Genomic DNA, 24,398 nt, shown 5'->3' with positions numbered 1-24,398 from the left:
ACAGCCTCACATATCAGGCTGTCCTTTTTTGTTTTATTGAATGCCAAGCGCAATTTTTGCGTATCTGGACATTTTATCTCTTGTCCAAGGCGGATTCCATACAATGTGAACCTCTGTCTCTTTCACTTCAGGAAGGTCCGCTAATGCTTTTTTCACTTCATCCACGATAATCGGCGCTAAAGGGCAGCCCATCGATGTCAGCGTCATCGTCACGTGCGTTAAGCCGTCCTCATCCATATCAACGTCATATACCAAGCCAAGATTCACGATATCAACGCCAAGCTCAGGATCGACAACCTGTTCCAGGGCGCCCATGATGTTCTCTTTTAATGCTTCTTCCACGTTCCCTCACTCCTTTTTTCTACAGTATAACGTAAATTAAGCCCTTGTTAATAACGTAGTGCTTTATAAATACGTTTCAAACCATTCAATCGTTTTTAACACTGCTGTCCGCGGGACTTTATGGTCGGCGTTTTCATCTCCGATAAATTGCAGGCGTTCCGGCTGCTCGCTGTAATGGGATTTAATCGTTTCATAAAATGTCCGGGTCGGCGCGTAAGGCACGACTTTATCTTTTTCACCGTGCCAAAATAAAAGCGGCCGCTGGCGCAGTTTCTCCGGCTGAAGGCTGAGATCCCGCAATTCGAGACGTTTCATCAGCTCCTGTACCTTCTCTTCCGGCACGTCGATATCAATTCCCTGAGATTGAATATGATCAATCTGCCGCTGAAACAGCTCCACGTAATTCGGGCTTCCCATCAGGCTGACGCCGGCTTTTATCCAATCATATGCAGTCAAAGCGCCAAGCGTTGTGATGCCGCCCATTGACGTGCCTGCGAGTCCGATGCGGCCGCCGTCTACCAGGCCCTCTTTTTCAAAATGGTTTTTAAGCACGCCGATCTCTTCAATCTCGTTGAGGACGATGTCCCAAAAATGGCCCGCCAGCTCTTCAACAGCCATTTCTTCTCCCCGTTCACCATGGTGCAGAGCCTCCGGCAGAACGGCTCTGAAGCCCTTCTCCGCAAGCAGGTAAGCAATATGAAGGTTGTGTTCCTTCGCACTTGTAAAACCATGGATAAAGAATACGAGAGGAACAGCGCGGTGCCTGTTCTCTTCCTTTACAATATGTAAAAAAGGAATACCGGAAACGGTTTGATTCTCAATTTGTATCACAATGTGCCCTCCTTAGGATAACCATAATCATAAGTGTAACATGTAGACAATAAAGATGGTAAAAAGCTACACTGTAATTAAGGGAAAACAAGCAAAATCTAAGGTTAAAGGAGCTTTTCATGGAGACAAAACCCTATTTAATCGCATTAGATTTAGATGGAACGTTATTAAAGGATGATAAAACCATATCAGAAAACACTCTTCGAACGATACAGCGCCTAAAAGATAGCGGGCATTATGTCTGCATCTCAACAGGGCGTCCGTACCGTTCAAGTTCTATGTACTACCAGCAGATGGAATTGACAACGCCGATTGTCAATTTTAATGGAGCATTTGTCCATCATCCGCTGGACGACAGCTGGGGACGGTATCATACGTCACTCCCGCTTGATGTTGTCAAACAGCTCGTGGATATCAGCGAGAGCTACAACGTACATAATGTGCTTGCTGAAGTCATTGATGACGTATACTTTCATTACCATGATGAGCACCTGATTGATGTCTTTAACATGAACACAACAAATGTAACGGTCGGAGACTTGCGGGAAAATCTCGGTGAAGATGTGACGTCCGTACTCATCCATGCAAAAGAAGAAGATGTGCCGGCAATACGCTCTTATTTATCGGATGTTCATGCCGAGGTGATCGACCATAGAAGATGGGCCGCTCCGTGGCATGTCATTGAAATTATCAAAAGCGGCATGAATAAAGCGGTCGGCCTGCAGAAAATCAGCGATTATTACGGCGTGCCGAGAGAGCGGATCATCGCTTTCGGAGATGAGGATAACGATTTGGAAATGCTTGAATTTGCCGGCTGCGGCGTCGCAATGGGAAATGGAATTGACGCGGTCAAGCAGATTGCCAACCGAACAACGGCTGCAAATGAAGAGGACGGCGTGGCAAGATTTTTGAAAGAATATTTCTCACTTTAAAGACGGTCCGTATTAATTTTTCCCACTCATAAACCTTACTTTACCCCACCATACTATTGAAGACGACTCATCTCGTCAAAGTATGGAAGGGGGCAGTCTCAAAATGGGTAAACGAAGCAAATCCAGAAGGTTTATTCAGCAGGGTAAAGACTCCATCGGGCTACACGCCGCAAGATTTCCATATCGGTCTACTTTAGAAGAAGCTCACCAGCATGCCGCGGCACGAGACTCGGCCGAAAGACAGGTTGAATATTAAATGAGAAACGAACTGTTTCAGCAGGCAAAATCATTTGTTCAACAGGCGGTCATGGTGACAAACGGCTTTGAGGAGGGCGATCAGGAGCAAGCGATTCTGAGAGCCAAAAATGCTGTATCTTCTGCGTATGCCAATTCGACAGATGCGGAACGTCGCCAGCTGCATCAATTCCAAAATCAGCTGGACAAACTGCAATAAAAAAAGGCTATGGCGATTCGCCATAGCCTCTTATTTGACTTCAAACTGCTGAACAGCCTGAACTTGCTTTAGATTTTCCGCTCTGCCCTTAAATGTCACCTTTACCTCATAGGTTCCGGGCTCAGGGACTTCCTTCCACACATCAGAGAAATCATATGTTTCTCCGGGTTCAAGTGTCAGGTTTTGAAAAGCCTGCGTAAACATTTTGTCTTTCGAATAACGGTATCTTTCTTTGTGCCCAGAATCATACACGACAAGTTCAAATTTTTGCCCTGTGCTGAATTGAAACTCGACAGCACGTTCGCTTTGGTTCTTCAGCGACATGTTAAACTTGATTTGTTCAGGCTCCTGAATTGCGTCAACAGATAAAACAACCTCTTGATTCTCCATTCCGCCTGATACCTCCTTATCGGGTTCTGTCTGCTCATCTTTCCCGCAGCCTATCAAAAGCAGCACGGGGAGGAGCATCACAAGCAGCCGTTTCACGACTTCCACCTGCTTTCGTCAGTCTTTTCTAAAGAAACCAAAAATCCCTGTCGTTTGAACAATGTTCGTAAATGCTTTCGGATCAACTTCTTTGACGATTTTCTCTAAATCGTACAGTTCGTACCTCGTAATGACGATAATCATCATTTCCTTCTGTTCGTTCGTAAAAGCTCCTTTTGCCGGAACAGTTGTGATGCCGCGCACCATTTTTCCGTAAATGGCTTCCTTGATTTCGTCCGCTTTTTTCGTCACGATCATCGCCGTGAGTTTCATGTGGCGGGTGTGGATGGCGTCGATCACCCTCGTTGTCACATATAGTGTAACCAGGGTATATAATGCTTTCTCCCAACCTTGCAATAATCCTGCCGTCAAGATGATAATCCCGTTTAGAATGAAGAAATACGTGCCGACGGGTTTATCCTTCCACTTTGCAAGGACCATGGCGACGATATCAAGCCCGCCTGTCGAAGCCCCGTATTTTAATGTTAAGCCGATACCAACCGCTGAAATGACGCCGCCGAACACCGCGTTCAGCAAAATATCATGTGATAAGCTTGTTTCCGGCAGGATCCCCATAAACAGAGTAGTGAGTGCGACACTTAAAATGCTGTACACCGTAAACGATTTGCCGACCTTCAGCCATCCTAAAATACCGACCGGAATGTTTAAGAGGAACAAGAGCGTTCCCGTCGATATATAAAAGGGGGCATATTGATCAACGACGCTTGATAAAAGCTGGGCGACACCTGTAAATCCGCTGGCATATACATCTGCCGGAATCAAAAATAAGTTCAGCCCGGCTGCATTGAGTAAAGCGCCGATGATGACGATGAGTAATTTTTTTGTTTGATCTAGTACCATGGCATGTTCCTCCGCTCTTTCTTCTTTATTATGTTTTCCCTTAAAACAAATATTTGAACACGATTTTGGCAAATTAATATGATATAGTTGGCTTAAACTCTCATGATAACGAGCGATAACGGAAAGAAGGGAAGCAATATGACAGTTCATCTCATCGCTGACAGCGCAGCTGATTTGCCTCGTTCTTATTTTGAAGAAAAAAGCATTGGCTTTATTCCGCTCAGGGTTTCACTCGGCGATAAAGAATTCGAAGATGCAGTCACAATTCATGCTGATCAAATATTTGAAGCGATGCAAAATGGAGAAACGCCCAAGACGTCCCAAGCCTCACCGCAAACGATTAAAAATGTATTTTTGCAATATGCCGAAACAGGTGATCCCGCTCTTTACATTGCCTTTTCCTCAGGTCTCTCCGGCACGTATCAGACAGCTGTAATGATCGCCAATGAAGTGAAAGAGGAATTCCCTGATTTTGATTTACGGGTCATTGATTCCAAATGCGCTTCATTAGGATACGGCCTGGCTGTCCGGCATGCTGCCGATCTCTGTATCAACGGGAATACAATACAAGAAATTGAAACGTCTGTAAAGAACTTTTGCAACCAGCTTGAACATATTTTTACCGTTGATGATTTAACATATCTCGCAAGGGGCGGCCGGATATCCAAAACATCCGCTTTTGTCGGCGGCCTGCTGAATATAAAACCGCTGCTTCAAATGGAGGACGGCAAGCTTGTGCCGCTGGAAAAAATCCGCGGACAGAAGAAACTTTTCAAACGGATCATCGAGCTTATGAAAGAGCGCGGGGATGATTGGAGCAATCAAACCGTCGGGATCAGCTACGCCGCGAACAAAGAAAAAGCCACGGACATGAAACACTTGATTGAGGAAGCCTTCAAGCCGAAAGAAATCATTATGCATTCTATCGGTTCTGCAATCGGCTCGCACGCCGGTCCAGGTACATTGGCAATATTCTTTTTAAGAAAATGAGCAAACAAAAACAGTCAGACTCTGTGCCCTGACTGTTTTTGTTTGCTTATAAAATGCCGACAGCCTCATACGCTTTTTCGACTGAAGCTGATTGCTTCGATCCTTCACCGTATAAATCATTGGCGGCTTCAATCGCCGCTTGCTTCATCATGCTAAAATCTGTAGATGCCGTTACATAATATGTTAAAGCCCGATAGTAAATTTGTTCACATGCTTCACGCCCTATCCCTTCAACCTGCACATTGTGGTGCACGCCTCCTTCTGCCAGAAGGTAAGCTGCTTTATTGTGGATGGACGAATTGATATGGACTCCGCCATAATCCTCTGTTCCTGTGTAGCGGTTCGAGTAATGATCTGGATTTCCCTGCTTAGATGGGTCCTCTAACGACCGCAATGAATCTCCTGCAATATCCGGAGTATAGACATCCTCGCCGATTTCCCAATCATCACGGTCAGCCATTGCGCCCATAATATCGGAAATGGACTCATTTAATGCACCGGGTTCTCCTTGATATAATAGGCCGGCGGAATACTGTGTGACTGCGTGTGTGATTTCATGCGCGACAATGTCGAGCGATCCGGACAGCGGCTTAAATTTTGAACCGTCTCCATCACCGTACACCATCTGGACGCCGTTCCACGCTGCATTGTTCCATTGTTTGCCGACATGCACGGTAGACGTAATCCTTGCTCCGTTTTGATCAAAAGAATCACGGCCAAATGTCTTGCTGTAATAATCGTAAACGGCTTGCGCATTTGCATGCGCGTCTACAGCCGCAGGTTCATTAAATACGGAAGTGCCACTGACTATTTCTTTGCCCGTATATCCGATCAGTTGAGACAAAAGCGTAAACAAGGTTTCGTTCAGGTTCTCCGCGTCAAACGTATTGATCCCTTTTCCCCTTGTTTCGTCGGCCAAATAAAAGCGCCCATTCTGTTCTGTGACGTCAAAGCTTTTTTCATCGCCTGACACGCCGATTCCTGTACCTGCCGCTTCATGAATGGCATTAAAGGACTTGATGACCTTTCCGTTTTTGGCATCGATGACATAATGCCAATAGCCAGGCTCAGGTTCAGATGTCGAGAGTCTCACAAGGTAGGCAAGATCGAATTTCCCGTCGTGTGGATAGATATATAATTCGCCCTTTGGCTCCCCATCAAGATATTTGATTTTCCCAATGGCAGCCTCGAGCTCACGCTGTGCTGTACGTATTGCTTTTTCCTCAGAAATAGACGGTGTGACAGAGACGTCCTTGATTTGCGGATGCACCTTTCCAAAGAAACTTTTCACTTGTTTGTTTTCCTTCATCGCGACCGCTTGTTCAAAGCCGTAAATCGGAATTCCTTTGTAAACCTCCGTTAATTTAAAAAACGTTTGTTTTGTTTTTGGATCCTTTATGGTTTTCGAAATACGAAAATGGCTGTTCGCATTCCCTTTGAGCTTAAAATGCGATTGATGTTTATCAAGATAGGAAAATAACGATTCTTTCTGAGTTGTGTTTTGTACCGGCTTCTGTGATGGCTTTTCGATGATGTATGAAGGGGTTTGATACGTATGGTCGTATTTGATGCTTTGATCAGCTGAGACATGTGTTACAAAAACCATTTGGACCGCCGTGCATAAGCCGGCCAGTAATAGAGATGTCTTAGTCAGATTGCGCAAAACACCACATCCTTCCTATTTTGGAATCTATCATTTTTCTTCATCCTATCAAAAATACAAAAACTTGTATGTGGTGCTTCGTTCTTATTTTCCCAAAAAAAGAAGGGCAGAGATATTTCGCTCTGCCCTTCTTTTTCTACTCTACTAATTTTTTATTGACATAAATAATAACCCCTGCGCCATATGCCAGTATAAGCGGTGGTATGAGCTGCTCCTGGCCTTGAAATGAGATAAAACTATTCAGCAAAATAAACAAACCGGAATTCAGGAAAAAGTAGCCTGCTATTCTGGCCAGCCGATCTTTATCCCGTATGCGCGCCTCGTTAAATCCGGCCAGCATCCAGGTTTGTTTTTTGATCCCGACAAAATAGGCAACCACAAAGAATAAGAGCGCGATGACGATTAATAGATAATTGATGCTGATTTCCATCTTACAGCCTCCTACACATTACTTGATGTTTAGAAAAAGAAAAAAAGCGGCGCAGCTTACTGCAATCAGCAGCAGGACGACAAACGCCTTGAGGAACGGGCTCAAAAGAAGCAGCACTGCTAAAAACAGCAGATAAGCCGCACCGACTCGCGAAATCGTGACAATCTCCTTTTGAGAGCGCATTTTGTTTTTTCTGACGCCGGCAAACATCATCAATTTTTTCCGCTTCCATACATATCCGGCGAGCACCGCTAAATAAACAGCCAGCGGCAGATGTCTGAAATCGGGCGGCAGCAGCGGCAGGGCGATAATCGCGACAATGAGAAGAACCGAAAGCCAGCTTTTGCCCAATAAAGACCTCCTCCTATTCAGCTCTTTCCCATCACCCATCATCACTTCGGCAAGCTCCTTCGGATGAGAAAATTCAGATTCAATAGCTTCCTGGAGTTCCTCTTCACTAAGGCCGGCTTTGATTCTGTCTTGAACGAAAGCGGTGATATGCCCCTTTAATTCGTCGATAGCGTTTTCTCTCTCTACATCAGGCATATTCGCCAGCTCTGCATTTAGTTCCTCCATGTACCGGTCAATGATATGCTGGGCATTCATAGCAAATCCCCCGATAAAGACAGTAAGGCTTGATGGGTTTCCAGGTATTTTTCCAGCCGTTCTTTTAACATTTCTTCTCCTTTTTGTGTCATTTTGTAATACTTTCTTTTCGGGCCGTCCAGTGAATCTTCCCAAAAAAATTCGATCCATCCCTTCTCGGTCATTCGTTTCAGAATCGGATAAATCGCTCCCTCTGAAATAGCGAGCGCCGAGGTGGTTTTTAAGGATGACGTCAGCTCATAACCGTACATCGGTTTAGATCGCAGAAGGGAAAGGATGGCCAGCTCAAAAATCCCTTTTCGAAATTGAACTATCCAGCGGTCATTCACTTGATTCGTTTTCATGGTTTCAATATATCGAAAAAACCACTATATATCAATCATATATAGCAGTGTAAAATGTCCTGTTTTTTCTTTTGACAAAAATGGAATTTCTCATACTTTTTAACCTTTTTATTACATAAATGTTTTTATATTATGAAAAGTGTAAAAACGATTCTTCAGGTTAAAAGGAGCAGTCGAATGCAGAAATCGATATCATTTTTTATCATTTTTTCAGTCCTTTGGGGTTCGATATTTCTGTTTTCTATTATTGGCAGCTTAGGGACAACCCCGATCCCGCTGACAAAGGACTCCAAATTTCTCATGTCCAGCATCCTTCCTCAGGGCTGGGGCTTTTTCAGCAAAAATCCGCGCGATACTTCGATCGGCTTATATGAGGCTGAAGATGCCAGCGCCAAGGTCAGATGGCCTAATATGAGGGCAGATAACCTATTCGGCCTGTATCGTTATGGGCGGTCACAAGGCGTTGAAATGGGCGTGATCTACAGCCAAGTCGGCAAGGAACAGTGGACCGCATGCAAAGAAAAGAACCTCGGCGCATGCAAAAGCAAAGCAAAAACCGTGCAATTAAAAACACCCGCTCCCCGCCCGCTGCTTTGCGGCAGCTACTATTTGACGAAAGAGGATATTGTACCTTGGAGCTATTCTAAATACACCCCTTCGTCTTATCAGGTAAAAAGCATAGTCAAGGTTGTGATCTCATGCTCGAAAACATAAAAAAGACCATCACCAGTTGGGACGATAGAAACCCGTGGACGAATGTATACGGCCTCGCGCGAAGCATCATTGCGCTATCCAGCCTGCTGACGCTGCTCATCAATCACCCGAGCCTCATCATGAAGCCAGCCAGCGGAATCAGCAGTTATCCTGCTTGTAAAATGAATCTCAGTCTCTTTTGCCTCGGCGAAAATAACTATATGATGTTAAATCTTCTCAGATGGGTCTGCATTGCCATTCTGGTGCTTGTTGTCATTGGCTGGCGCCCCAGAATCACCGGGGTTCTGCATTGGTATGTCAGTTACAGCCTGCAGTCATCGCTGATCGTCATCGACGGAGGCGAGCAGGCAGCAGCTGTCATGACCTTTTTATTGCTTCCCATCACGCTGACCGATCCGAGAAAATGGCATTGGAGCACAAGGCCTCTAGAGGGCAAAAGAACACTTGGAAAAATAACAGCTTTTATTTCTTATTTTGTGATCAGAATTCAAGTGGCGGTGCTTTATTTTCACTCTACCGTCGCTAAGCTGTCTCAGCAGGAATGGGTGGACGGAACAGCCGTCTATTATTTCGCCCAGGAAAAAACCATCGGCTTCAACGGCTTTTTTCAGGCGTTAACAAAGCCAATTGTAACAAGCCCGTTCGTGGTGATTCCGACATGGGGGACGCTGCTGGTTCAAATCGTCATCTTCGCGGCGCTGTTTGCGCCGAAGAAGCATTGGAGATTTATTTTGATCATCGCTGTTTTTATGCATGAGATTTTTGCAGTCATGCTGGGTCTGATCAGTTTCTCGCTTATCATGGCCGGCATTTTGATATTGTATCTCACACCTATCGATTCCACGATTCACTTTACATATATTCGCAGACTGTTGTGGAATAAAAAACAAAAGAAAGGAGAGGTTTCAGTTTGAAGAAGGCGTTTCTAGTATTTTTGTCGGTTGTATTGGTGACGACTGTGTTTTTGGTGAAGCAGCAAGAAAGTGTGGCCCAGGCAAAGCAGCTTGAGTATTCAGGTGAGGAAATTTTTAAAGGGTTTGTGTTTGCCCAAGGGGAAGTTGGCAAACAGCTTCCAGAGGTCTTTAATAAAGCGATGACAGACAAACTCAACACAAAACAGGCAAAGGCTTTTGCCAATCAGGTTGTCGCTGATATTAAAAAAGAGGATGCTGACTTTTTTGACAACCTGAAGAAAGCTGTTTACAGCAAAGATGCATTGAAAGTGGATGAACTGCTGAAAAAAGCAGGTCAAATCGTTGAAGAAAAAGTAGAAGCTGCAAAGGAAATCGCCGCTTCCAAGGATGATACATCCAGAGTTCAGGCCGAGCTTGTCAACACTGTTGATACCGCTAACTATTTCTATTATGTTTCTTATGTTGCTGCAGCCGGTGCCCTGATACTGATCATTCTCGCCATCGATATTACGCCGATTGCGATTTCAGACAATGTTGATCGCGAAATGGCAATCAGAACGCTTGTTGATGAATTAAACTAGACATAAAAAACGGCTCGCTCCGCAGTTCTGCTGCAGGCGAGCCGTTTTCATGCTATTTTTTCTCGTATGTCCATCCATCTTCCTGATACACTTTTCCGTTTTTCATTAAATGGCCAAGCGCGCGTTTAAAGGCGGCTTTGCTCATGTTAAAACGTTCTCTGATATCGTCAGGCTCGCTTTTGTCACTGTACGGCATGGCGCCGTTTCTCGTTCTCATGTACGTTAGAATGTACTCGGCATCAACAGACATTGCATCCTGTTTTCTTGGAAGCAGCGACAAGTTGACCGAACCGTCTTCTTTCACTTGAATCACCCGCCCTGTGACTCTTGAACCGAGTCTTGGCTCCTCTTTTCTTTCTGACGGGTGAATAAAACAGCGGATCCCGTCATCCGTAATCACGAATGATCCCGATGCGATCAGCCTGTACACCGTACCTGTCAGCTCTTTATTCATCAGATCTTCTGAAGCGTCGGTAAACAGTTCGCTGATGATATCTTCCGGCGCTGGTTTCGCAAACATGCGCCCCCGGTTCGTCACCTTCAGCATACAGTAAAGCTTGTCCCCTTTTTGCGGCCAGACATCTTCGTACGGCGGCAAATGCTCAGTTGCGACTAGCGCGTCCTTCGATAAACCGACATCAACGAAAACGCCCATATCTTCCACTTTATCCACCACTTCAACCCAGCCATATTCATCCGCGCTGATGACCGGAATTTTCATCGTGGCCGCAAGCCTTTCCTGCTGGTCGACGTATATAAAGACTTCTACTTCCTCTCTGTCCTCGATATCCTCAGTCATTTCACTGTTATGTAAGAGAATCGTATCTTCACCGTCGGTTAAAAAGTAACCGAAGTCGGTTTGATGATCTATACTCAAGGTTAATTGCTGCCCTGGTCTCATGCTATCGTCCTTCCTGTTCCGCTTATTTTATGCGGATTTTGTTAACATTTTTTCCAATCATCCCAAATTGATTCTTTGTTCTGTTGGAAGTTTCTCTTTATTCTACTATAATCAACACATAAGTTAAATGTTATGGAGGTTTTCATATGGCAAAAGAAAGTTCATTTGATATTGTATCAAAGGTGGAATTGCCTGAAGTGCAAAACGCAATCCAAATTGCACTGAAGGAAATCAGTACCCGTTATGACTTTAAAGGAAGCAAAAGCGACATTTCTTTAGATAAAGAGGAGCTGGTCCTCGTTTCTGATGACGAATTCAAATTAAGCCAGCTGAAAGATGTGCTGGTCAGCAAATTGATTAAACGAAATGTACCGACAAAAAACATTGATTACGGCAAGGTGGAAAATGCGTCAGGCGGAACGGTACGCCAGCGTGCAAAGCTTGTTCAAGGCATTGATAAAGACAACGCAAAAAAAATCAATACGATCATCAAAAACTCCGGACTGAAAGTAAAATCTCAGGTGCAGGATGATCAAGTGCGCGTCACCGGAAAAAACAAAGATGACCTTCAGCAGATTATTTCAGCTGTGAGTGGAGCAGATCTGCCAATTGACGTTCAATTTATAAATTTCAGATAAATTTTCTGATTCCTATTGATTATTGTCTTTATTTTCGGTAAATTTGGAGAAAGGGAAAAACGCCAGGTATCTTATGGCACTTCCTGACACGAAAATTTCATATCCGTTCTTATCAAGAGAAGCAGAGGGACTGGCCCGACGAAGCTTCAGCAACCGGTGTAATGGCGATTAGCCATGACCAAGGTGCTAAATCCAGCAAGCTCGAACAGCTTGGAAGATAAGAAGAGACAAAATCACTGACAAAGTCTTCTTCTTAAGAGGACTTTTTTTATTTCTCTTTTTTCCTTGCTGATGTGAATAAAGGAGGCAGACAATGGGACTTTTAGAAGATTTGCAAAGACAGGTGTTAATCGGTGACGGCGCCATGGGGACGCTCCTCTACTCCTATGGCATTGACAGGTGTTTTGAGGAGCTCAATATTTCAAAGCCGGAGGAAATTCAGCGCATACATAAAGCGTACGTTGAAGCTGGAGCAAACATTATTCAAACGAATACGTACGGGGCCAACTATATTAAATTATCCAGACACGGTCTTGAGGATGACATCAAAAAAATGAATCAGGAGGCCGTAAGAATCGCGCGGGCTTCAGCAGGTGATGCATACGTGCTTGGAACGATGGGTGGCATACGCACATTTAATAAAAATGCGTACAGCCTTGACGATATTAAGCGCAGCTTCCGTGAGCAGCTGTACCTGCTGCTGCATGAAGAGCCGGATGGCTTGCTGTTAGAAACGTATTATGATTTGGAAGAAGCCCGTGAAGTGCTGAAAATCGCGCGGAAAGAGACTGATCTTCCGATTATGCTCAATGTATCCATGCACGAGCAAGGCGTATTACAGGATGGAACGCCGCTTTCTGACGCATTGCGCTCGATTGCGGATCTCGGAGCTGATATTGTTGGCATTAACTGCCGCCTCGGCCCTTATCATATGATTGAAGCGCTCTGCGAAGTGCCGATTTTTGATGACGTGTTCTTATCCGTTTATCCAAACAGCAGCCTTCCTTCGCTTGAAGAGGGACGGCTCGTCTATGAAACAGATGACACGTATTTTCAAAACAGCGCGTCAGAATTCCGTAAGCAAGGTGCGCGGATTATTGGCGGCTGCTGCGGCACCACGCCAAATCATATCCGGGCGATGGCAGAAGCGGTTAGCGGGCTGGCTCCGATTACGGAAAAAGAAGTCAAAACCCGGGCGAAAGAATTCATTTCTGTGCAGCATGAGCGAACCGAGCCCGGCCTGAATGAGATCGCGGCGAAAAAACGCTCTATTATCGTAGAACTGGATCCGCCGAAAAAACTGAGCTTTGACAAATTTCTATCGGCGGCCGCTGAATTAAAAGAAGCCGGAATCGATGCCTTGACACTCGCCGATAATTCTCTGGCAACCCCGCGGATCAGCAATGTTGCCTGCGGCGCCCTTGTCAAGCAGCAGCTCGATATGCGTTCCCTCGTCCATATTACGTGCCGCGACCGTAACATTATCGGCTTGCAGTCACATTTAATGGGCCTTGATACGTTAGGGCTGAATGACGTGCTTGCTATTACAGGTGACCCTTCTAAAATCGGGGATTTTCCTGGTGCAACGTCTGTATATGATTTAACATCCTTTGATTTAATCAGGCTGATCAAACAATTCAATGAAGGTCTGTCTCTGTCTGGAAAACCGCTCGGCAAGAAAACAAATTTCTCAGTCGCCGCCGCATTTAACCCTAACGTCCGCCATCTGGATAAAGCGGTAAAACGGCTGGAGAAAAAAATAGATTGCGGCGCGGATTATTTTGTTTCTCAGCCTGTCTATTCCGAGCAGCAGCTTGTCGATATCCATAACGAAACAAAACATCTGAAGACGCCGATCTATATCGGCATCATGCCGCTGACAAGCAGCCGGAATGCCGAATTCATCCACAATGAAATTCCCGGCATTAAGCTGTCTGATACGATTCGCGAAAAAATGGCCCGTGCCGGTGAAGATAAAGAAAAGCAAAAGGCGGAAGGCCTTGCGATTGCACGCTCCCTTCTGGATACGGCGTGCGAGCTGTTTAACGGCATCTACTTGATTACGCCTTTCCTCAGATCTGACTTAACCGCCGAGCTGACGTCATATATTCAGCAAAAAGATGAGCAGCGCCAAAATATCTTTTTGCATTAATTCCTAAAAGACTGCCTGATCGAATCGGGCAGTCTTTTTCAACGAGATTCGTGTTACGATATAGAAAAACAATCATGAGGAGGAACATTATGCTCGAAGTCAAAACCATTTCCGCGGAAGATACATATGAAATCCGGCACCGCATTCTGCGCCCCCATCAATCCATCGAACAATGCAAATATGAAGAGGATCATGCAGAAGGCTCCTTTCATCTCGGCGCGTTTTATGATGGAACGCTGATCAGCATCGCTTCTTTTTCCCCGCAAAGTCAGCCTTTATTAACGGAAACCCCTGCGTATCGGCTGAGAGGCATGGCAACGCTCGAAGGATATCGCGATAAGAAAGCTGGAAGCACGCTGATCAAACATGCGGAGCACAAACTAGCGGAGAGCGGCGTTCAGGCGGTATGGTGTAACGCGAGACACCATGTCAAGGGCTACTATGCCAAGCTTGGCTGGGAGGAACTTGGCGAACCATTTGACATTCCCGGCATTGGCAATCATATTGTCATGTACAAAACACTTAGAACAAGCAGGTGATCTTATGGACGTAGTGGATGAACTGATTGAGCTTCATGAAGAACACGTTTCCGGCTTATTGCGGCTTTGCGGGCAAGCCGGGTGGCCGGATTATGGCGAACAAGAGCTGAAACTGCTTGTTCAGCAGGGACGCTTTTTCGGTTATCAAAATGTCAGCGGTGAGATGATTTCCTGCATCGGCTTGTTTTTGTTTGGCCGTCTTGCTTCTATCGGCCTTGTTATCGTTGACAAGGAATATAAACGGCTTGGTCTCGGCAGGCGTATGGTAAACGCTTGTATCACCCAAACGGATGAAAACACCGCCATCAGGCTTTGCGCCACAAAAGAAGGTTTGCCGCTTTATGAAAAAGCAGGCTTTCATACGGCAGGAACAGTGCGAAAGTACAGCTGTCACAGTTTTCAACCTTATACAAAACAGCTTGACACTAAACTGTCATCCTTTAGAGAACAAGACTTTCAAGACTTAGCGACGGCGGATCTTGCCGCCTTTGGCGGAGATCGATCAAACCTTTTGCAGCAGCTTATTTCCACTTCATGCGAATGTGTCATCGCCAGAAAACCTAACGGACAGTTCATTGGATACGGACTATCTGTACAAACACCGGCCCATTTGAAATTCGGCCCCATTATCGCTCCATCATCAGACATTGCTGCACAAATAATCAGCAGGCTGGCGGCCGGAAAACAAGGCCCGATGCGAATCGATATACCGGGTGAACACACGTCTCTGCATGACAGCCTGATAGAAATGGGATTCCATAAAGATGATGAACCTCCGCTTTTGTTCTATCAGAAAAAAGCGCCTATTCAAAATGGACACTTATATGCTTTGATTTCACAGGCTCTCGGTTAGCCCTCTTTTTCCCGAACAGGTATCTTCTGTTCGGTTTTTTTGCTGTCTGATTACTGAATAAACGAAGCCATCAGGGACATTCTAAGCAGAAGAAAAGGAGTGTGCTCTGAGATGGAATCATCAAAACAAAATAACGGAATGACGATTGTAGCAATCGGTTCAATCCCTTTAATATTAACCCTCGGAAACTCGATGCTTATTCCGATTTTGCCAAAAATGAAATCTGAACTTCATTTATCACAATTTCAAGTCAGTCTCGTGATCACAGTATTTTCCTTGATTGCAGCATTTACGATTCCGATCGTCGGTTATCTCGCAGACCGATTCTCAAGGAAAATCATCATTATTCCCTGCTTAATTTTGTATGGTGCCGGCGGTTTGTTAGCCGGGTTTGCGGCAGGTTTTTTTGACAATGCCTTTCCTTGGGTCATGGCAGGACGAGCGCTTCAGGGAATCGGGGCAGCCGGAACAGGCCCCATTGCCATGGCACTGACGGGAGATCTGTTTAAAGGCGCCCAGGAGAGCAAGGTGCTGGGCCTTGTTGAAGCTTCAAACGGCATGGGGAAAGTGCTTTCACCGATCATTGGCTCGCTTATCGCCCTGCTTGTCTGGTATGGCGCGTTTTTTGCCTTCCCTGTGTTTTGTATCATTTCAATCGTGCTGACTTGGATTTTTATTAAAGAGAAGAAAAAGGAAAAAGAACCGCCACCTATCGGAAAATATGCGAAAGGGCTGTTAAGTGTTTTTAAACATGAAGGCAGATGGCTGTTTACCGCTTATTTAGCCGGTGCGACCTGTTTGTTTACTTTATTCGGCATCCTGTTTTACCTCTCAGATGTTCTTGAAAAAACATACGACACCGACGGCGTGAAAAAAGGCTTGATTTTAGCGATTCCACTTTTGGTTATGTGTGTGACGTCTTATACAACAGGAAGCAAAATCGGGCAAAAGCAATCGTTAATGAAAAAACTGATCGTACTCGGATTGGCGTTCATGACCGTATCTTACGCGGCACTGTCATTCATTGAGAATCTTGTCCTCTTTATCAGTGTTCTCGTGCTGAGCAGTATCGGCTCAGGTCTTGTCCTTCCTTGTGTGAACAGTTTCATTACCGGGGCTGTCGGCAAGGAAAGACGGGGATTTGTCACCTCGCTGTACGGATCTGTACGCTTCTTAGGGGTAGCAATCGGCCCTCCGATTTTCGGCCGCCTGATGCAATGGTCCAGACCCGGCATGTTTTTAAGCATTGCGGGATTGACTCTCGTTGTCGGCATTCTTGTGATGATGTTAATCCATGTGAAGCAAAACAATGAAGAAGCAAAAGAGAAAGAAGACCCTAAAATGGCTGGCAATCGGCTGCAGCCCGCTGAGGAAAGGTAGCACACGGTTTGAAGATTGTACGAATTGAAACCTTTCCGCTATTGCACCGATTAGAAAAGCCATACGGAGACGCCAACGGGCTTAAACGATATCGGACTTGTTATCTTATTAGGATTATCACCGAAAGCGGGATATACGGCTGGGGAGAATGTGTTGATTGGCTCCCGACTCTCCATGTCGGCTTTACCAAACGGATCATCCCGTTTCTTTTAGGAAAACAGGCCGGCAGCCGCCTGTCATTAGTGCGCACGGTTCAGAAATGGCACCAGCGGGCGGCCTCCGCTGTAAGCATGGCGTTGACAGAGATTGCGGCCAAAGCTGCGGATTGTTCAGTTTGCGAATTATGGGGCGGGCGATTCAGAGAAGAGATTCCTGTGTACGCCTCTTTTCAATCGTACTCAGACTCCCCGCAATGGATCAGCCACTCGGTCTCCAACATTGAAGCCCAGTTAAAAAAAGGGTTTGAGCAAATCAAAGTCAAAATCGGCGGGACCTCCTTCAAGGAGGATGTCCGGCACATCAATGCGCTGCAGCATACAGCCGGCAGCTCCATTACGATCATTCTGGACGCAAACCAAAGCTATGATGCCGCGGCGGCGTTTAAATGGGAGCGCTATTTCTCCGAATGGGAGAACATTGGCTGGCTTGAGGAGCCTTTGCCCTTTGATCAGCCGCAGGATTACGCTTTGCTTCGCAGCCGTTTATCTATTCCTGTTGCCGGTGGAGAAAACATGAAAGGCGCGGCGCAATTTGCGCCTCTCCTTTCACAGCGCTGTTTGGATATCATTCAGCCTGATGTCATGCATGTCAACGGAATCGATGAGTTTCGGGACTGCCTCCAGCTCGCCCGTTATTTTGGCGTCAGAGCATCCGCCCATGCATATGATGGATCACTTTCACGGCTCTATGCTTTATTTGCACAAGCCTGCCTGCCCCCATGGTCTAAAATGAAGAACGATCAAATTGAACCGATCGAGTGGGACGTCATGGAGAATCCTTTTGCAGATCTCGTCAGCCTGCAGCCTTCAAAAGGAATGGTCCACATCCCGAAAGGAAAAGGCATTGGAACAGAGATCAATATGGAAATCATCAATCGCTACAAGTGGGATGGCTCAGCCTATTAAGCTGGGCCATTTCTTCATTTTGAGACATAAATCATGGACAGCCTCATAAAATGGAAACAGCGGACAAGTCTTTTCATAAAGGAGCAAATGACTTAATGGCTGAACTGCTGATGAAAGCAAAACTCACGTTTATGATTGTCGTAGGCGGCGTACTACAGGGACTCGGCATGTCCTTGTTTTTATTTCCGCATGATATTCCGACAGGCGGTGCAGCAGGTATTGCGGTGCTATTGCATTATCTGTTTCAAATTCCCCACGGCTTTTCAGTGTGGGCTGTGAATGTATCAATGCTTTTTACTGCTTTAAAGTGGCTGGAGATGAGGACATTCACCGGCACACTCGCTTCTATCACCGTCACCTCTGTCTCGGTATTGATCTTTGATGCGGTTTTTCCGGATATCACATCAAACCTGTGGCTTGATCTGGCAAGCGGCGCAGTGTTATTGGGACTCGGCATCGGACTTTTATACAAATATAAAATTTCGAACGGAGGATTCGGAGCCCTTGCTCTAATGATTTCTATCTACCGCGGCGGGAATCCCGGAACGATTCTGCTCATCATGAATTGCATCATTTTTATGGTCACCGCGTCTATTATTGATTGGGGCATCGTCATTCAAGCCCTCATATGCCAGGTGATATCGACAAGAGTCATCGACTTCATCTACAACATCCGCCTGACCTCTCTTCCCTATCTCACGCCTATGTACCGCCATAAAAAATAATAGGCAGAGGCTCTCTTCACGACGAGAGCCCCACAGCCGCTGTTTTACAGAAAAAAGGTATCGGATCTTAGCCCTAAACGCAGCGTCTCCAACGCGATGGCATCATGAAATGGAATATTGGCCAGATTCACATTCGGCCCGATTTTTTGAATAAACCCTTGCTGAAGCGTTTTGTTAGGCGCTTCAAAAATCAGCCTGTTGATATCAATATCCGAGGAAATGATGTCGTCAACAATTTGAAACCTGACATCGCCGCTGCTGGAACAGATCCCTCCCGTCCCGCTTTCTCTGGCTTCTGTAATCACTTTTTCCGCGCCCGCTTCCAAATCCTCAACAATATATTCAAGCCATTCCTCAGAGCTTTGCCGGCTTGCTAATTCCGCATCCTTGCTGCCCACCTCACTAAGCACAAGAAATTCATCAGAAAAATCGGCAATGTAAGCCGCTTTCTCTTTATTTGTCATCGGGAGCGTACCGTTTGAAATCTCAATATATTCACAGCCGAAATAGGTGCAGTACCGATGAAATTCATTCACTTTTTTCTGGCTTACGTACTTTTCGAACAGTGTGCCGCCAAAGAAAAATGAAATGTCATGCTCTTTTAGCGTGCTGATTTTTTCTTCAAGATCTTTCGTAAGTAATGATGTGCCCCAGCCGAATTTCACAAAATCAATATAGTCGGACGCTCCAGCTATCGCATCTTTAAAAAATTGCAAGGGATAGCCGTTATCAATTAAAATGGACTGCCCGGTTTCTCTCGGCTTATTTGTTCTCACTGGCAATTCTAGTGAAAAATCATTCATATTATGACCCTCTCTATCGTTGGAACTTCTCCATCTTGTTTCACTTTCATCACAAAATCGCCCGTCAGTTCTTTTGCACAGTAAGCGATGTCCTCCGAATCAAATAATGGCTGGCGGCGGTCAAAAAATTTCTCTGCAACAGAAGAGCCTTTTATTCTTTGAATCGCCTCCTCAGCCGTTACCGCATTTGTCCCTTCAATGATGCCTTTGATATACTCCGCACACGCCATATCGTCATCACCGAATGGGTGGGAAGCCACAATGTTTATGACACAATCGTTTGCGGCGAGCTTTTTTACATGCTGTGCCGTTGTTTCGGCATTGGAAAATCCAGTTACGAACAGATGCTTTGCATTCAGCGCCCCCAACGCCGCTGTGACGCCATTAGTTGTTTTCTGGATCAGACGCTTATCCGCCATATCCTGCTCAGCCATGCGCTTAGGAGAATTATCTAAATCAAATCCGCTGATACCGACCCCCTTTTCCTCTCCCGTCAATACATAATCCGGATAGGTGCCTTTCAGCGCAAAGGCTTCATCAGCCGTCCGGACCAACAAAATCTCTTTCGCCCCGCCGATAAACGCATAATGGGCGACCGTAAAGGCTCTGATGACATCAATGACGATGTTAATATCCGCCGGGGCAAGCGAATGATGATGCCCCTGATAAATGGAAATCGGCATAATACCTCTCCTTGGGCATAAAACCATTTTGCTTAAAAGCATATTCAGCCGGGCTCTTAATGGTTCCGCTCCTCATTTTAGGCGGGCGCGGCACCTAAAAACCCTGAACCTTTATGCAAAAAATGAATAGTCTGCCTATAACTCGATCAATAGATAAAAAAGCAGATGCAAACGGGGGGAAAACGTTGAACGAAACCATCACGTATGACACATGGAACGACATGCTGTCCAAACAAATAACGGATCAATTGATCGATGAGCTCGATGTGTTGAAATGGGCTTACCGAACGTACGGAGAAAAGATTGTGTACGCCTGCAGCTTTGGCGCAGAAGGGATGGTGCTTCTCGACTTAATATCAAAAATCAACAAAAACGCACACATCATCTTTTTGGATACAGGGCTTCATTTTCAAGAAACATATGAGCTGATCGAGGCTGTCAAAGAGCGATATCCGGGATTTACAATCCAGCTGCTCGAGCCCGAGCTGAGCCTGGCAGAACAGGAGACGAAGTACGGCGGAGAGCTGTGGAAGCATAACCCGAACCTCTGCTGCCAATTGCGGAAAATCGAACCGCTCAAAAAGCACCTTTCCGGCATGACAGCTTGGATTTCAGGGCTGCGACGGGAGCAGTCGCCAACGAGAAAGCATATTCAATACGTAAACCTGGACCAGAAGTTTAAGCTCATCAAAATTTGCCCGCTCATCCACTGGACATGGGATGACGTTTGGACGTACATCCGCCTGCACAATTTGCCTTACAACAAACTGCACGATCAACATTATCCGAGCATAGGCTGTGAAATGTGTACATTGCCTTCCTCGGACCCGAACGATGAGAGGGCTGGAAGATGGGCCGGACGGGAGAAAACAGAATGCGGCCTGCATCAGGAATAGCGGATGGCAGGTTCTTGCTGTGAGAATCGAAATGATGTTAAGGCGCTGATGTAAAGCTTTCATTGAAGTGCAGAAAAGAAAACAAGGAAACGTATAAATGGAGGTTGAACACGTTGAATGGAAACGAGCCCCATGGAGGGGTATTAATCAACCGCTGTGATCCCGCATGCCGTTTTGAAGGGTGCACGTGCGAAGCGGAGCTGGATCAGCTTGCACTGAGCGACCTGGAGCTTATTGCGATCGGCGGCTACAGCCCGTTAACAGGTTTTTTGGGAGAAAAGGATTATCATCGTGTTGTGAAAGAAATGAGGCTGGCAAACGGCTTGGCGTGGAGCCTGCCGATTACGCTGGCTGTCGGAGAAGAAACAGCAAAACAGCTGTCTGCCGGAGATCACGTCAAGCTTGTGAAAGACAGCGTTACCTACGGCATGATCACAGTCACCGATATATACCGGCCTGATAAAACACTGGAAGCACTGTCTGTTTTTAAAACAACCGATCCTGCCCACCCAGGCGTAAAAAAGTTGATGGACCGCCCGGATTATTATATCGGGGGGCCTATCACGGTCAGCCGCCTGCCTGACAAACCTTTCGAGCAGTTTTATGCAGCGCCCGCAGAAACAAGAGCGGCCTTTCAAAAACTCGGCTGGAAAACGATTGTCGGCTTTCAAACCAGGAACCCTGTTCACAGAGCGCATGAATATATACAAAAAACAGCGTTAGAAACGGTCGACGGTCTGCTGCTTCACCCTCTTGTCGGTGAAACAAAGTCAGACGATATCCCGAGCGATATCAGAATGGAGAGCTACCAGGTTTTGCTTGATCACTATTATCCAAAGGATCGTGTCATGTTATCGGTTTTCCCTGCCGCCATGCGTTATGCAGGTCCGCGGGAAGCGATTTTCCATGCGCTCGTCCGAAAAAATTACGGCTGCACCCATTTTATTGTAGGCCGTGATCACGCAGGGGTCGGCAGCTACTACGGGACATACGACGCCCAAGATATTTTTCAATCATTCACAGAGGAGGAGCTTGGCATCAAGCCGCTATTTTTCGAGCACAGCTTTTATTGCCGAAAATGCGGAAACATGGGCACCTCCAAAACATGTCCGCACAGCTCAAGAGACCACATCCACTTATCAGGCACAAAAGTGAGAGAGCTTCTCCGCCAAGGCAAAAAGCCGCCTAAAGAGTTCAGCCGGCCTGAGGTCGCAGCCGTGCTGATAAAGGGACTTCATCAACAGCCAGTTGCCATCCAGCAAAACAGCGGGGAATTAAAATGACACACAATCCGAACATCATTTGGCATCCCGCTGCCATCTCAAAGTCTGACAGACAGTCCTTAAACGGACACAAAAGCTGCGTCCTCTGGTTTACCGGCTTATCAGGCTCCGGAAAATCGGTGCTGGCCAATGCAGTCGATGAAAAGCTTTACCGCAGGGGCATTCAGAGCTATGTGCTTGACGGTGATAATATCCGCCACGGCTTAAACAAAGATCTTGGATTTCAGACTGGTGACAGGATTGAAAACATCCGCCGGATCGGAGAAGTGGCGAAGCTGTTTGTCGACAGCGGACAAATGATTTTAACGGCTTTTATCTCTCCATTCAGAGAAGACCGGGACATGGTTAGAGCGCTCTTTCCAAAAGGTGAGTTCTTCGAAATTTATGTAAAGTGCCCGCTGCATGTTTGTGAACAGCGCGATCCAAAAGGACTTTATAAAAAAGCGCGAAACGGAGAGATCAAACATTTCACCGGGATCGATTCTCCGTATGAAGCGCCGATTTCACCCGATTTTATCATTGAATCGGACCAGATCTCTATTTCCGATGGAGCTGACCTCATCATTAACGAACTGCAAAACAGAGGAATTATATAAAAAACCCGATCAATGTCGGGTTTTTTATTATGAGTTGGAGAACTGCGCAATCAAACTGTTAATCTTCTCTTTTTCCTCATAAAATGCTCCGTGCCCGCTGTTTGCAAACGGAACCAATTCTGACTGTTTGATGCCGCGCTTCAATTCTTTCGCAAAATCAAACGGCGCAATTTTATCTTTTCTCCCGTGCAAGATCAGCGTCGGCACCTTGATTGCAGCAAGTTCCTTTCTGAGATCCTCGTCTCTTAATGCAATGCCCGAGTGGATCGTCCCGTAGGAGGAGGCCTCCAGCATCAGATTGAGAAACCACTGTCTAAGCTCTGGGGACACTTCTTTCTCAAAAAACTGTTTCCCTAAATCCGCCAGTGTTTTGGGCCGATCCGTTTTGAACAGTTCAATCATATCGTCAATATCCTGCTTCCTCATTCCGTACGGATAACCTGGGCGTTTTGTGAACGCGGGTGCCGCTGCTGACAGTAAAATCAGCTTATCAACATCGGCTCCTTCATGCCTTGCCATATAACGGATTGCAATGGCTCCGCCCATTGAAAAACCGGCAAGAATCGCATTCTCAAGCTGCAGCGTATAAATGACTGCTTTCACATCATCGGCCATCGTGTCATAATCGTAGCCTTCCCAAGGGCGGTCAGATAGTCCATATCCCCGTAAATCAATGCCGATAAAACGGAAGCCTCTTTTCGGAAGCTCATTCATTTGATATTCAAACATCTTATGATTCAACGGCCACCCGTGCAAAAAGATGATTGGCCTTCCATGTCCGATATCCTCTACAAACAGTGTCACATGCTCCTCGGTTTTGACGTAATGCCCCATTCCGCATTCCTCCTGTTCCCTTTGGCTTTCCCGGCCTGTAAACGCCTTGACGTACAGGAAGCTTTCCATTTATGCTTACAAAACAAGCGGGCTGCTGTACCAAGAAAGGCTCTTTACGATTTACTATATGTATCAAATTCCTTAACGATCTACTAAATTGAACCCGGAAGCCTCTGTTTTTCGGGCAGCAAAGGATGTCATCACATGAATAAAATTACAATTCAAAAACCGAATATACCGGAAAACCTGCAAACCGCAGATTTTCATGATGCCGTGACGCAGGATGATGTAATCAGCATGCATTTGTTTGAAGATTGTACAATCTTCGGCGAAGATATCGAAAGACTTTGTGTGGAAAAAACGATCTTTAGAAATGTCGTGTTTATCGATGTGTCTTTTCGGCATATCGAACTGACCGATGTAATCTTTGAAAAATGTGATTTATCAAACGCCGATTTCAGCGGAGCTGTCATTCACAGAACTTCTGTTAAGCAGTCAAAAATGGTTGGAATGAATGTGGCGGAAGCAACGCTGCGGAATGTTTCATTCGAAGAATGCCACGGACATTTCAGCTCATTTTCGTATTCAAATATGAAACAAGTTCGATTTGATCACTGTGCTCTTATGCAAAGTGAGTGCAGCAATACGGTGCTCCAGCAGACACACTTTGACAGGTGCGAATTGGAAGGCGCCAGCTTTACCGGCACGTCCCTTCAAAACATGGATATCAGCACGTGCCGTTTTGAACAGCTTCATGTCTCCCTCGACAAATTGAAAGGCTGCAAAATCGCACCTGAGCACGCGATTGCTTTCGCCAGGGCGCTGGGAGCTGTCATCGTATAA

General features: G+C 45.9%; 30 protein-coding genes and 1 riboswitch. Of the genes, 18 read left to right on the top strand and 12 right to left on the bottom strand.

The window, feature by feature from the left end; genetic code table 11:
- Positions 1-33: 33 nt before the first annotated feature.
- Together CDO84_RS05110 and CDO84_RS05105 are read right to left on the bottom strand one after the other, a co-directional pair.
- Positions 34-342, bottom strand: a complete 309-nt coding sequence (locus tag CDO84_RS05110; RefSeq protein ID WP_014663505.1) for a metal-sulfur cluster assembly factor — start codon at positions 340-342, stop codon at positions 34-36.
- A 63-nt stretch (positions 343-405) separates the two neighbouring features.
- Complete coding sequence (locus CDO84_RS05105) at positions 406-1,173, bottom strand: prolyl oligopeptidase family serine peptidase (RefSeq protein WP_014663504.1); 768 nt, start codon at positions 1,171-1,173, stop codon at positions 406-408.
- A gap of 119 nt (positions 1,174-1,292) precedes the next feature.
- Here CDO84_RS05105 and yitU point away from each other — a divergent pair, with 119 nt between their 5' ends.
- From yitU to CDO84_RS05095, 3 genes are all read left to right on the top strand, one after another.
- On the top strand, positions 1,293-2,105 hold the full coding sequence (yitU, locus tag CDO84_RS05100) for a 5-amino-6-(5-phospho-D-ribitylamino)uracil phosphatase YitU (RefSeq protein ID WP_040083471.1): 813 nt from the start codon (positions 1,293-1,295) through the stop codon (positions 2,103-2,105).
- A 103-nt stretch (positions 2,106-2,208) separates the two neighbouring features.
- Positions 2,209-2,361, top strand: a complete 153-nt coding sequence (locus CDO84_RS21545) for a hypothetical protein (RefSeq protein WP_003239346.1) — start codon at positions 2,209-2,211, stop codon at positions 2,359-2,361.
- Positions 2,362-2,559, top strand: coding sequence for a DUF3813 domain-containing protein (locus tag CDO84_RS05095; protein WP_003233010.1), 198 nt, complete (start codon positions 2,362-2,364; stop codon positions 2,557-2,559).
- Between the two features lie 30 nt (positions 2,560-2,589).
- On the opposite strand, the gene CDO84_RS05090 is transcribed toward CDO84_RS05095, so the two are convergent.
- Positions 2,590-3,045, bottom strand: coding sequence for a BsuPI-related putative proteinase inhibitor (locus tag CDO84_RS05090; protein ID WP_014663502.1), 456 nt, complete (start codon positions 3,043-3,045; stop codon positions 2,590-2,592).
- A gap of 18 nt (positions 3,046-3,063) precedes the next feature.
- On the bottom strand, positions 3,064-3,906 hold the full coding sequence (locus tag CDO84_RS05085; protein ID WP_003245017.1) for a YitT family protein: 843 nt from the start codon (positions 3,904-3,906) through the stop codon (positions 3,064-3,066).
- A gap of 138 nt (positions 3,907-4,044) precedes the next feature.
- On the opposite strand from CDO84_RS05085, the gene CDO84_RS05080 reads away from it, so the two are divergent.
- Positions 4,045-4,896, top strand: coding sequence for a DegV family protein (locus CDO84_RS05080; protein ID WP_040083472.1), 852 nt, complete (start codon positions 4,045-4,047; stop codon positions 4,894-4,896).
- A gap of 46 nt (positions 4,897-4,942) precedes the next feature.
- Here CDO84_RS05080 and nprB read toward each other — a convergent pair whose 3' ends face one another.
- The 4 genes from nprB to CDO84_RS05060 all read right to left on the bottom strand — a co-directional run bounded on the left by nprB (position 4,943) and on the right by CDO84_RS05060 (position 7,939).
- Positions 4,943-6,559 (bottom strand): neutral protease NprB, encoded by a 1,617-nt coding sequence (nprB, locus tag CDO84_RS05075; protein WP_040083473.1) that lies wholly within the window; start codon positions 6,557-6,559, stop codon positions 4,943-4,945.
- Between the two features lie 136 nt (positions 6,560-6,695).
- Positions 6,696-6,989 (bottom strand): DUF3784 domain-containing protein, encoded by a 294-nt coding sequence (locus tag CDO84_RS05070; protein WP_003233021.1) that lies wholly within the window; start codon positions 6,987-6,989, stop codon positions 6,696-6,698.
- Positions 6,990-7,007: 18 nt separating this feature from the next.
- Complete coding sequence (locus tag CDO84_RS05065) at positions 7,008-7,595, bottom strand: HAAS signaling domain-containing protein (protein ID WP_040083474.1); 588 nt, start codon at positions 7,593-7,595, stop codon at positions 7,008-7,010.
- Entirely contained in the window at positions 7,592-7,939 is a 348-nt protein-coding gene (locus CDO84_RS05060) for a PadR family transcriptional regulator (protein WP_003245674.1), read from the bottom strand. The genes CDO84_RS05065 and CDO84_RS05060 overlap by 4 nt, the downstream gene beginning before the upstream one ends.
- Before the next feature lie 177 nt (positions 7,940-8,116).
- On the opposite strand from CDO84_RS05060, the gene CDO84_RS05055 reads away from it, so the two are divergent.
- Genes CDO84_RS05055 through CDO84_RS05045 form a run of 3 tightly spaced genes read left to right on the top strand, consistent with a single transcriptional unit; the run spans position 8,117 to position 10,148 of the window.
- Positions 8,117-8,653, top strand: a complete 537-nt coding sequence (locus CDO84_RS05055; protein ID WP_040083475.1) for an SdpA family antimicrobial peptide system protein — start codon at positions 8,117-8,119, stop codon at positions 8,651-8,653.
- Positions 8,638-9,567: a sporulation-delaying protein SdpB family protein gene (locus tag CDO84_RS05050; protein ID WP_040083476.1), complete on the top strand. Its 930-nt coding sequence runs from the start codon at positions 8,638-8,640 to the stop codon at positions 9,565-9,567. The genes CDO84_RS05055 and CDO84_RS05050 overlap by 16 nt, the downstream gene beginning before the upstream one ends.
- Positions 9,564-10,148 (top strand): sporulation delaying protein family toxin, encoded by a 585-nt coding sequence (locus CDO84_RS05045; protein WP_003244950.1) that lies wholly within the window; start codon positions 9,564-9,566, stop codon positions 10,146-10,148. The genes CDO84_RS05050 and CDO84_RS05045 overlap by 4 nt, the downstream gene beginning before the upstream one ends.
- A gap of 52 nt (positions 10,149-10,200) precedes the next feature.
- Here CDO84_RS05045 and CDO84_RS05040 read toward each other — a convergent pair whose 3' ends face one another.
- Positions 10,201-11,049, bottom strand: a complete 849-nt coding sequence (locus tag CDO84_RS05040; protein ID WP_040083477.1) for a CvfB family protein — start codon at positions 11,047-11,049, stop codon at positions 10,201-10,203.
- Between the two features lie 146 nt (positions 11,050-11,195).
- Between CDO84_RS05040 and CDO84_RS05035 the strand changes: the two genes are divergently transcribed.
- The 7 genes from CDO84_RS05035 to CDO84_RS05005 all read left to right on the top strand — a co-directional run bounded on the left by CDO84_RS05035 (position 11,196) and on the right by CDO84_RS05005 (position 18,460).
- Positions 11,196-11,687, top strand: a complete 492-nt coding sequence (locus tag CDO84_RS05035) for a YajQ family cyclic di-GMP-binding protein (protein ID WP_014663495.1) — start codon at positions 11,196-11,198, stop codon at positions 11,685-11,687.
- 106 nt (positions 11,688-11,793) lie between these two features.
- Positions 11,794-11,911: riboswitch (SAM riboswitch) on the top strand.
- A gap of 89 nt (positions 11,912-12,000) precedes the next feature.
- Positions 12,001-13,839 carry a bifunctional homocysteine S-methyltransferase/methylenetetrahydrofolate reductase gene (locus tag CDO84_RS05030; protein WP_040083478.1) on the top strand — a complete coding sequence of 613 codons (1,839 nt, stop codon included), beginning with the start codon at positions 12,001-12,003 and terminating at the stop codon, positions 13,837-13,839.
- Positions 13,840-13,928: 89 nt separating this feature from the next.
- Entirely contained in the window at positions 13,929-14,378 is a 450-nt protein-coding gene (locus CDO84_RS05025; RefSeq protein WP_040083480.1) for a GNAT family N-acetyltransferase, read from the top strand.
- Between the two features lie 4 nt (positions 14,379-14,382).
- Positions 14,383-15,231: a GNAT family N-acetyltransferase gene (locus CDO84_RS05020; RefSeq protein WP_040083481.1), complete on the top strand. Its 849-nt coding sequence runs from the start codon at positions 14,383-14,385 to the stop codon at positions 15,229-15,231.
- A gap of 111 nt (positions 15,232-15,342) precedes the next feature.
- Positions 15,343-16,611 carry an MFS transporter gene (locus CDO84_RS05015; protein ID WP_014663491.1) on the top strand — a complete coding sequence of 423 codons (1,269 nt, stop codon included), beginning with the start codon at positions 15,343-15,345 and terminating at the stop codon, positions 16,609-16,611.
- Between the two features lie 8 nt (positions 16,612-16,619).
- Positions 16,620-17,735 (top strand): mandelate racemase/muconate lactonizing enzyme family protein, encoded by a 1,116-nt coding sequence (locus CDO84_RS05010; RefSeq protein ID WP_040083482.1) that lies wholly within the window; start codon positions 16,620-16,622, stop codon positions 17,733-17,735.
- Between the two features lie 95 nt (positions 17,736-17,830).
- Positions 17,831-18,460, top strand: a complete 630-nt coding sequence (locus CDO84_RS05005; protein ID WP_009966972.1) for a YitT family protein — start codon at positions 17,831-17,833, stop codon at positions 18,458-18,460.
- Positions 18,461-18,504: 44 nt separating this feature from the next.
- Here CDO84_RS05005 and CDO84_RS05000 read toward each other — a convergent pair whose 3' ends face one another.
- Together CDO84_RS05000 and CDO84_RS04995 are read right to left on the bottom strand one after the other, a co-directional pair.
- On the bottom strand, positions 18,505-19,263 hold the full coding sequence (locus tag CDO84_RS05000) for a phosphosulfolactate synthase (RefSeq protein WP_014663488.1): 759 nt from the start codon (positions 19,261-19,263) through the stop codon (positions 18,505-18,507).
- A complete protein-coding gene (locus CDO84_RS04995) occupies positions 19,260-19,946 on the bottom strand; it encodes a 2-phosphosulfolactate phosphatase (RefSeq protein ID WP_040083483.1) in 687 nt (228 codons plus the stop codon). The genes CDO84_RS05000 and CDO84_RS04995 overlap by 4 nt, the downstream gene beginning before the upstream one ends.
- Before the next feature lie 185 nt (positions 19,947-20,131).
- On the opposite strand from CDO84_RS04995, the gene CDO84_RS04990 reads away from it, so the two are divergent.
- The 3 genes from CDO84_RS04990 (at position 20,132) to cysC (ending at position 22,721) form a co-directional block, all read left to right on the top strand.
- A complete protein-coding gene (locus tag CDO84_RS04990; protein ID WP_040083484.1) occupies positions 20,132-20,842 on the top strand; it encodes a phosphoadenylyl-sulfate reductase in 711 nt (236 codons plus the stop codon).
- Positions 20,843-20,955: 113 nt separating this feature from the next.
- Entirely contained in the window at positions 20,956-22,125 is a 1,170-nt protein-coding gene (sat, locus tag CDO84_RS04985; protein WP_040083485.1) for a sulfate adenylyltransferase, read from the top strand.
- Positions 22,122-22,721: an adenylyl-sulfate kinase gene (gene cysC / locus CDO84_RS04980; RefSeq protein WP_040083486.1), complete on the top strand. Its 600-nt coding sequence runs from the start codon at positions 22,122-22,124 to the stop codon at positions 22,719-22,721. Before sat ends, cysC begins: the two co-directional genes overlap by 4 nt.
- A 27-nt stretch (positions 22,722-22,748) precedes the next feature.
- On the opposite strand, the gene CDO84_RS04975 is transcribed toward cysC, so the two are convergent.
- Positions 22,749-23,555 (bottom strand): alpha/beta fold hydrolase, encoded by an 807-nt coding sequence (locus tag CDO84_RS04975; RefSeq protein WP_040083487.1) that lies wholly within the window; start codon positions 23,553-23,555, stop codon positions 22,749-22,751.
- Between the two features lie 204 nt (positions 23,556-23,759).
- On the opposite strand from CDO84_RS04975, the gene CDO84_RS04970 reads away from it, so the two are divergent.
- Positions 23,760-24,398, top strand: coding sequence for a pentapeptide repeat-containing protein (locus tag CDO84_RS04970; protein WP_040083488.1), 639 nt, complete (start codon positions 23,760-23,762; stop codon positions 24,396-24,398).

Source organism: Bacillus sp. MD-5, assembly GCF_002201875.1.
In the GTDB taxonomy this organism is placed as follows: Bacteria; Bacillota; Bacilli; order Bacillales; family Bacillaceae; genus Bacillus; species Bacillus stercoris.
The sequence above is the reverse complement of the archived record's forward strand: the minus strand, read 5'-3'. Positions and strand labels throughout refer to the sequence as shown.

Excerpts from the sequence above, each read along its gene's own strand:
- CDO84_RS05060 (WP_003245674.1), bottom strand. The coding sequence starts at position 7,939 with ATGAAAACGAATCAAGTGAATGACCGCTGGATAGTTCAATTTCGAAAA.
- CDO84_RS05040 (WP_040083477.1), bottom strand. The coding sequence starts at position 11,049 with ATGAGACCAGGGCAGCAATTAACCTTGAGTATAGATCATCAAACCGAC.
- cysC (WP_040083486.1), top strand. The coding sequence starts at position 22,122 with ATGACACACAATCCGAACATCATTTGGCATCCCGCTGCCATCTCAAAG.
- CDO84_RS05080 (WP_040083472.1), top strand. The coding sequence starts at position 4,045 with ATGACAGTTCATCTCATCGCTGACAGCGCAGCTGATTTGCCTCGTTCT.
- CDO84_RS05065 (WP_040083474.1), bottom strand. The coding sequence starts at position 7,595 with ATGAATGCCCAGCATATCATTGACCGGTACATGGAGGAACTAAATGCA.
- CDO84_RS05070 (WP_003233021.1), bottom strand. The coding sequence starts at position 6,989 with ATGGAAATCAGCATCAATTATCTATTAATCGTCATCGCGCTCTTATTC.
- CDO84_RS05095 (WP_003233010.1), top strand. The coding sequence starts at position 2,362 with ATGAGAAACGAACTGTTTCAGCAGGCAAAATCATTTGTTCAACAGGCG.
- CDO84_RS05005 (WP_009966972.1), top strand. The coding sequence starts at position 17,831 with ATGGCTGAACTGCTGATGAAAGCAAAACTCACGTTTATGATTGTCGTA.
- CDO84_RS05025 (WP_040083480.1), top strand. The coding sequence starts at position 13,929 with ATGCTCGAAGTCAAAACCATTTCCGCGGAAGATACATATGAAATCCGG.
- yitU (WP_040083471.1), top strand. The coding sequence starts at position 1,293 with ATGGAGACAAAACCCTATTTAATCGCATTAGATTTAGATGGAACGTTA.
- CDO84_RS21545 (WP_003239346.1), top strand. The coding sequence starts at position 2,209 with ATGGGTAAACGAAGCAAATCCAGAAGGTTTATTCAGCAGGGTAAAGAC.
- CDO84_RS05035 (WP_014663495.1), top strand. The coding sequence starts at position 11,196 with ATGGCAAAAGAAAGTTCATTTGATATTGTATCAAAGGTGGAATTGCCT.
- CDO84_RS05030 (WP_040083478.1), top strand. The coding sequence starts at position 12,001 with ATGGGACTTTTAGAAGATTTGCAAAGACAGGTGTTAATCGGTGACGGC.
- CDO84_RS05050 (WP_040083476.1), top strand. The coding sequence starts at position 8,638 with ATGCTCGAAAACATAAAAAAGACCATCACCAGTTGGGACGATAGAAAC.
- CDO84_RS04975 (WP_040083487.1), bottom strand. The coding sequence starts at position 23,555 with ATGGGGCATTACGTCAAAACCGAGGAGCATGTGACACTGTTTGTAGAG.
- CDO84_RS05020 (WP_040083481.1), top strand. The coding sequence starts at position 14,383 with ATGGACGTAGTGGATGAACTGATTGAGCTTCATGAAGAACACGTTTCC.
- CDO84_RS05055 (WP_040083475.1), top strand. The coding sequence starts at position 8,117 with ATGCAGAAATCGATATCATTTTTTATCATTTTTTCAGTCCTTTGGGGT.
- CDO84_RS05000 (WP_014663488.1), bottom strand. The coding sequence starts at position 19,263 with ATGAATGATTTTTCACTAGAATTGCCAGTGAGAACAAATAAGCCGAGA.
- CDO84_RS04970 (WP_040083488.1), top strand. The coding sequence starts at position 23,760 with ATGAATAAAATTACAATTCAAAAACCGAATATACCGGAAAACCTGCAA.
- CDO84_RS04995 (WP_040083483.1), bottom strand. The coding sequence starts at position 19,946 with ATGCCGATTTCCATTTATCAGGGGCATCATCATTCGCTTGCCCCGGCG.
- CDO84_RS05015 (WP_014663491.1), top strand. The coding sequence starts at position 15,343 with ATGGAATCATCAAAACAAAATAACGGAATGACGATTGTAGCAATCGGT.
- CDO84_RS05085 (WP_003245017.1), bottom strand. The coding sequence starts at position 3,906 with ATGGTACTAGATCAAACAAAAAAATTACTCATCGTCATCATCGGCGCT.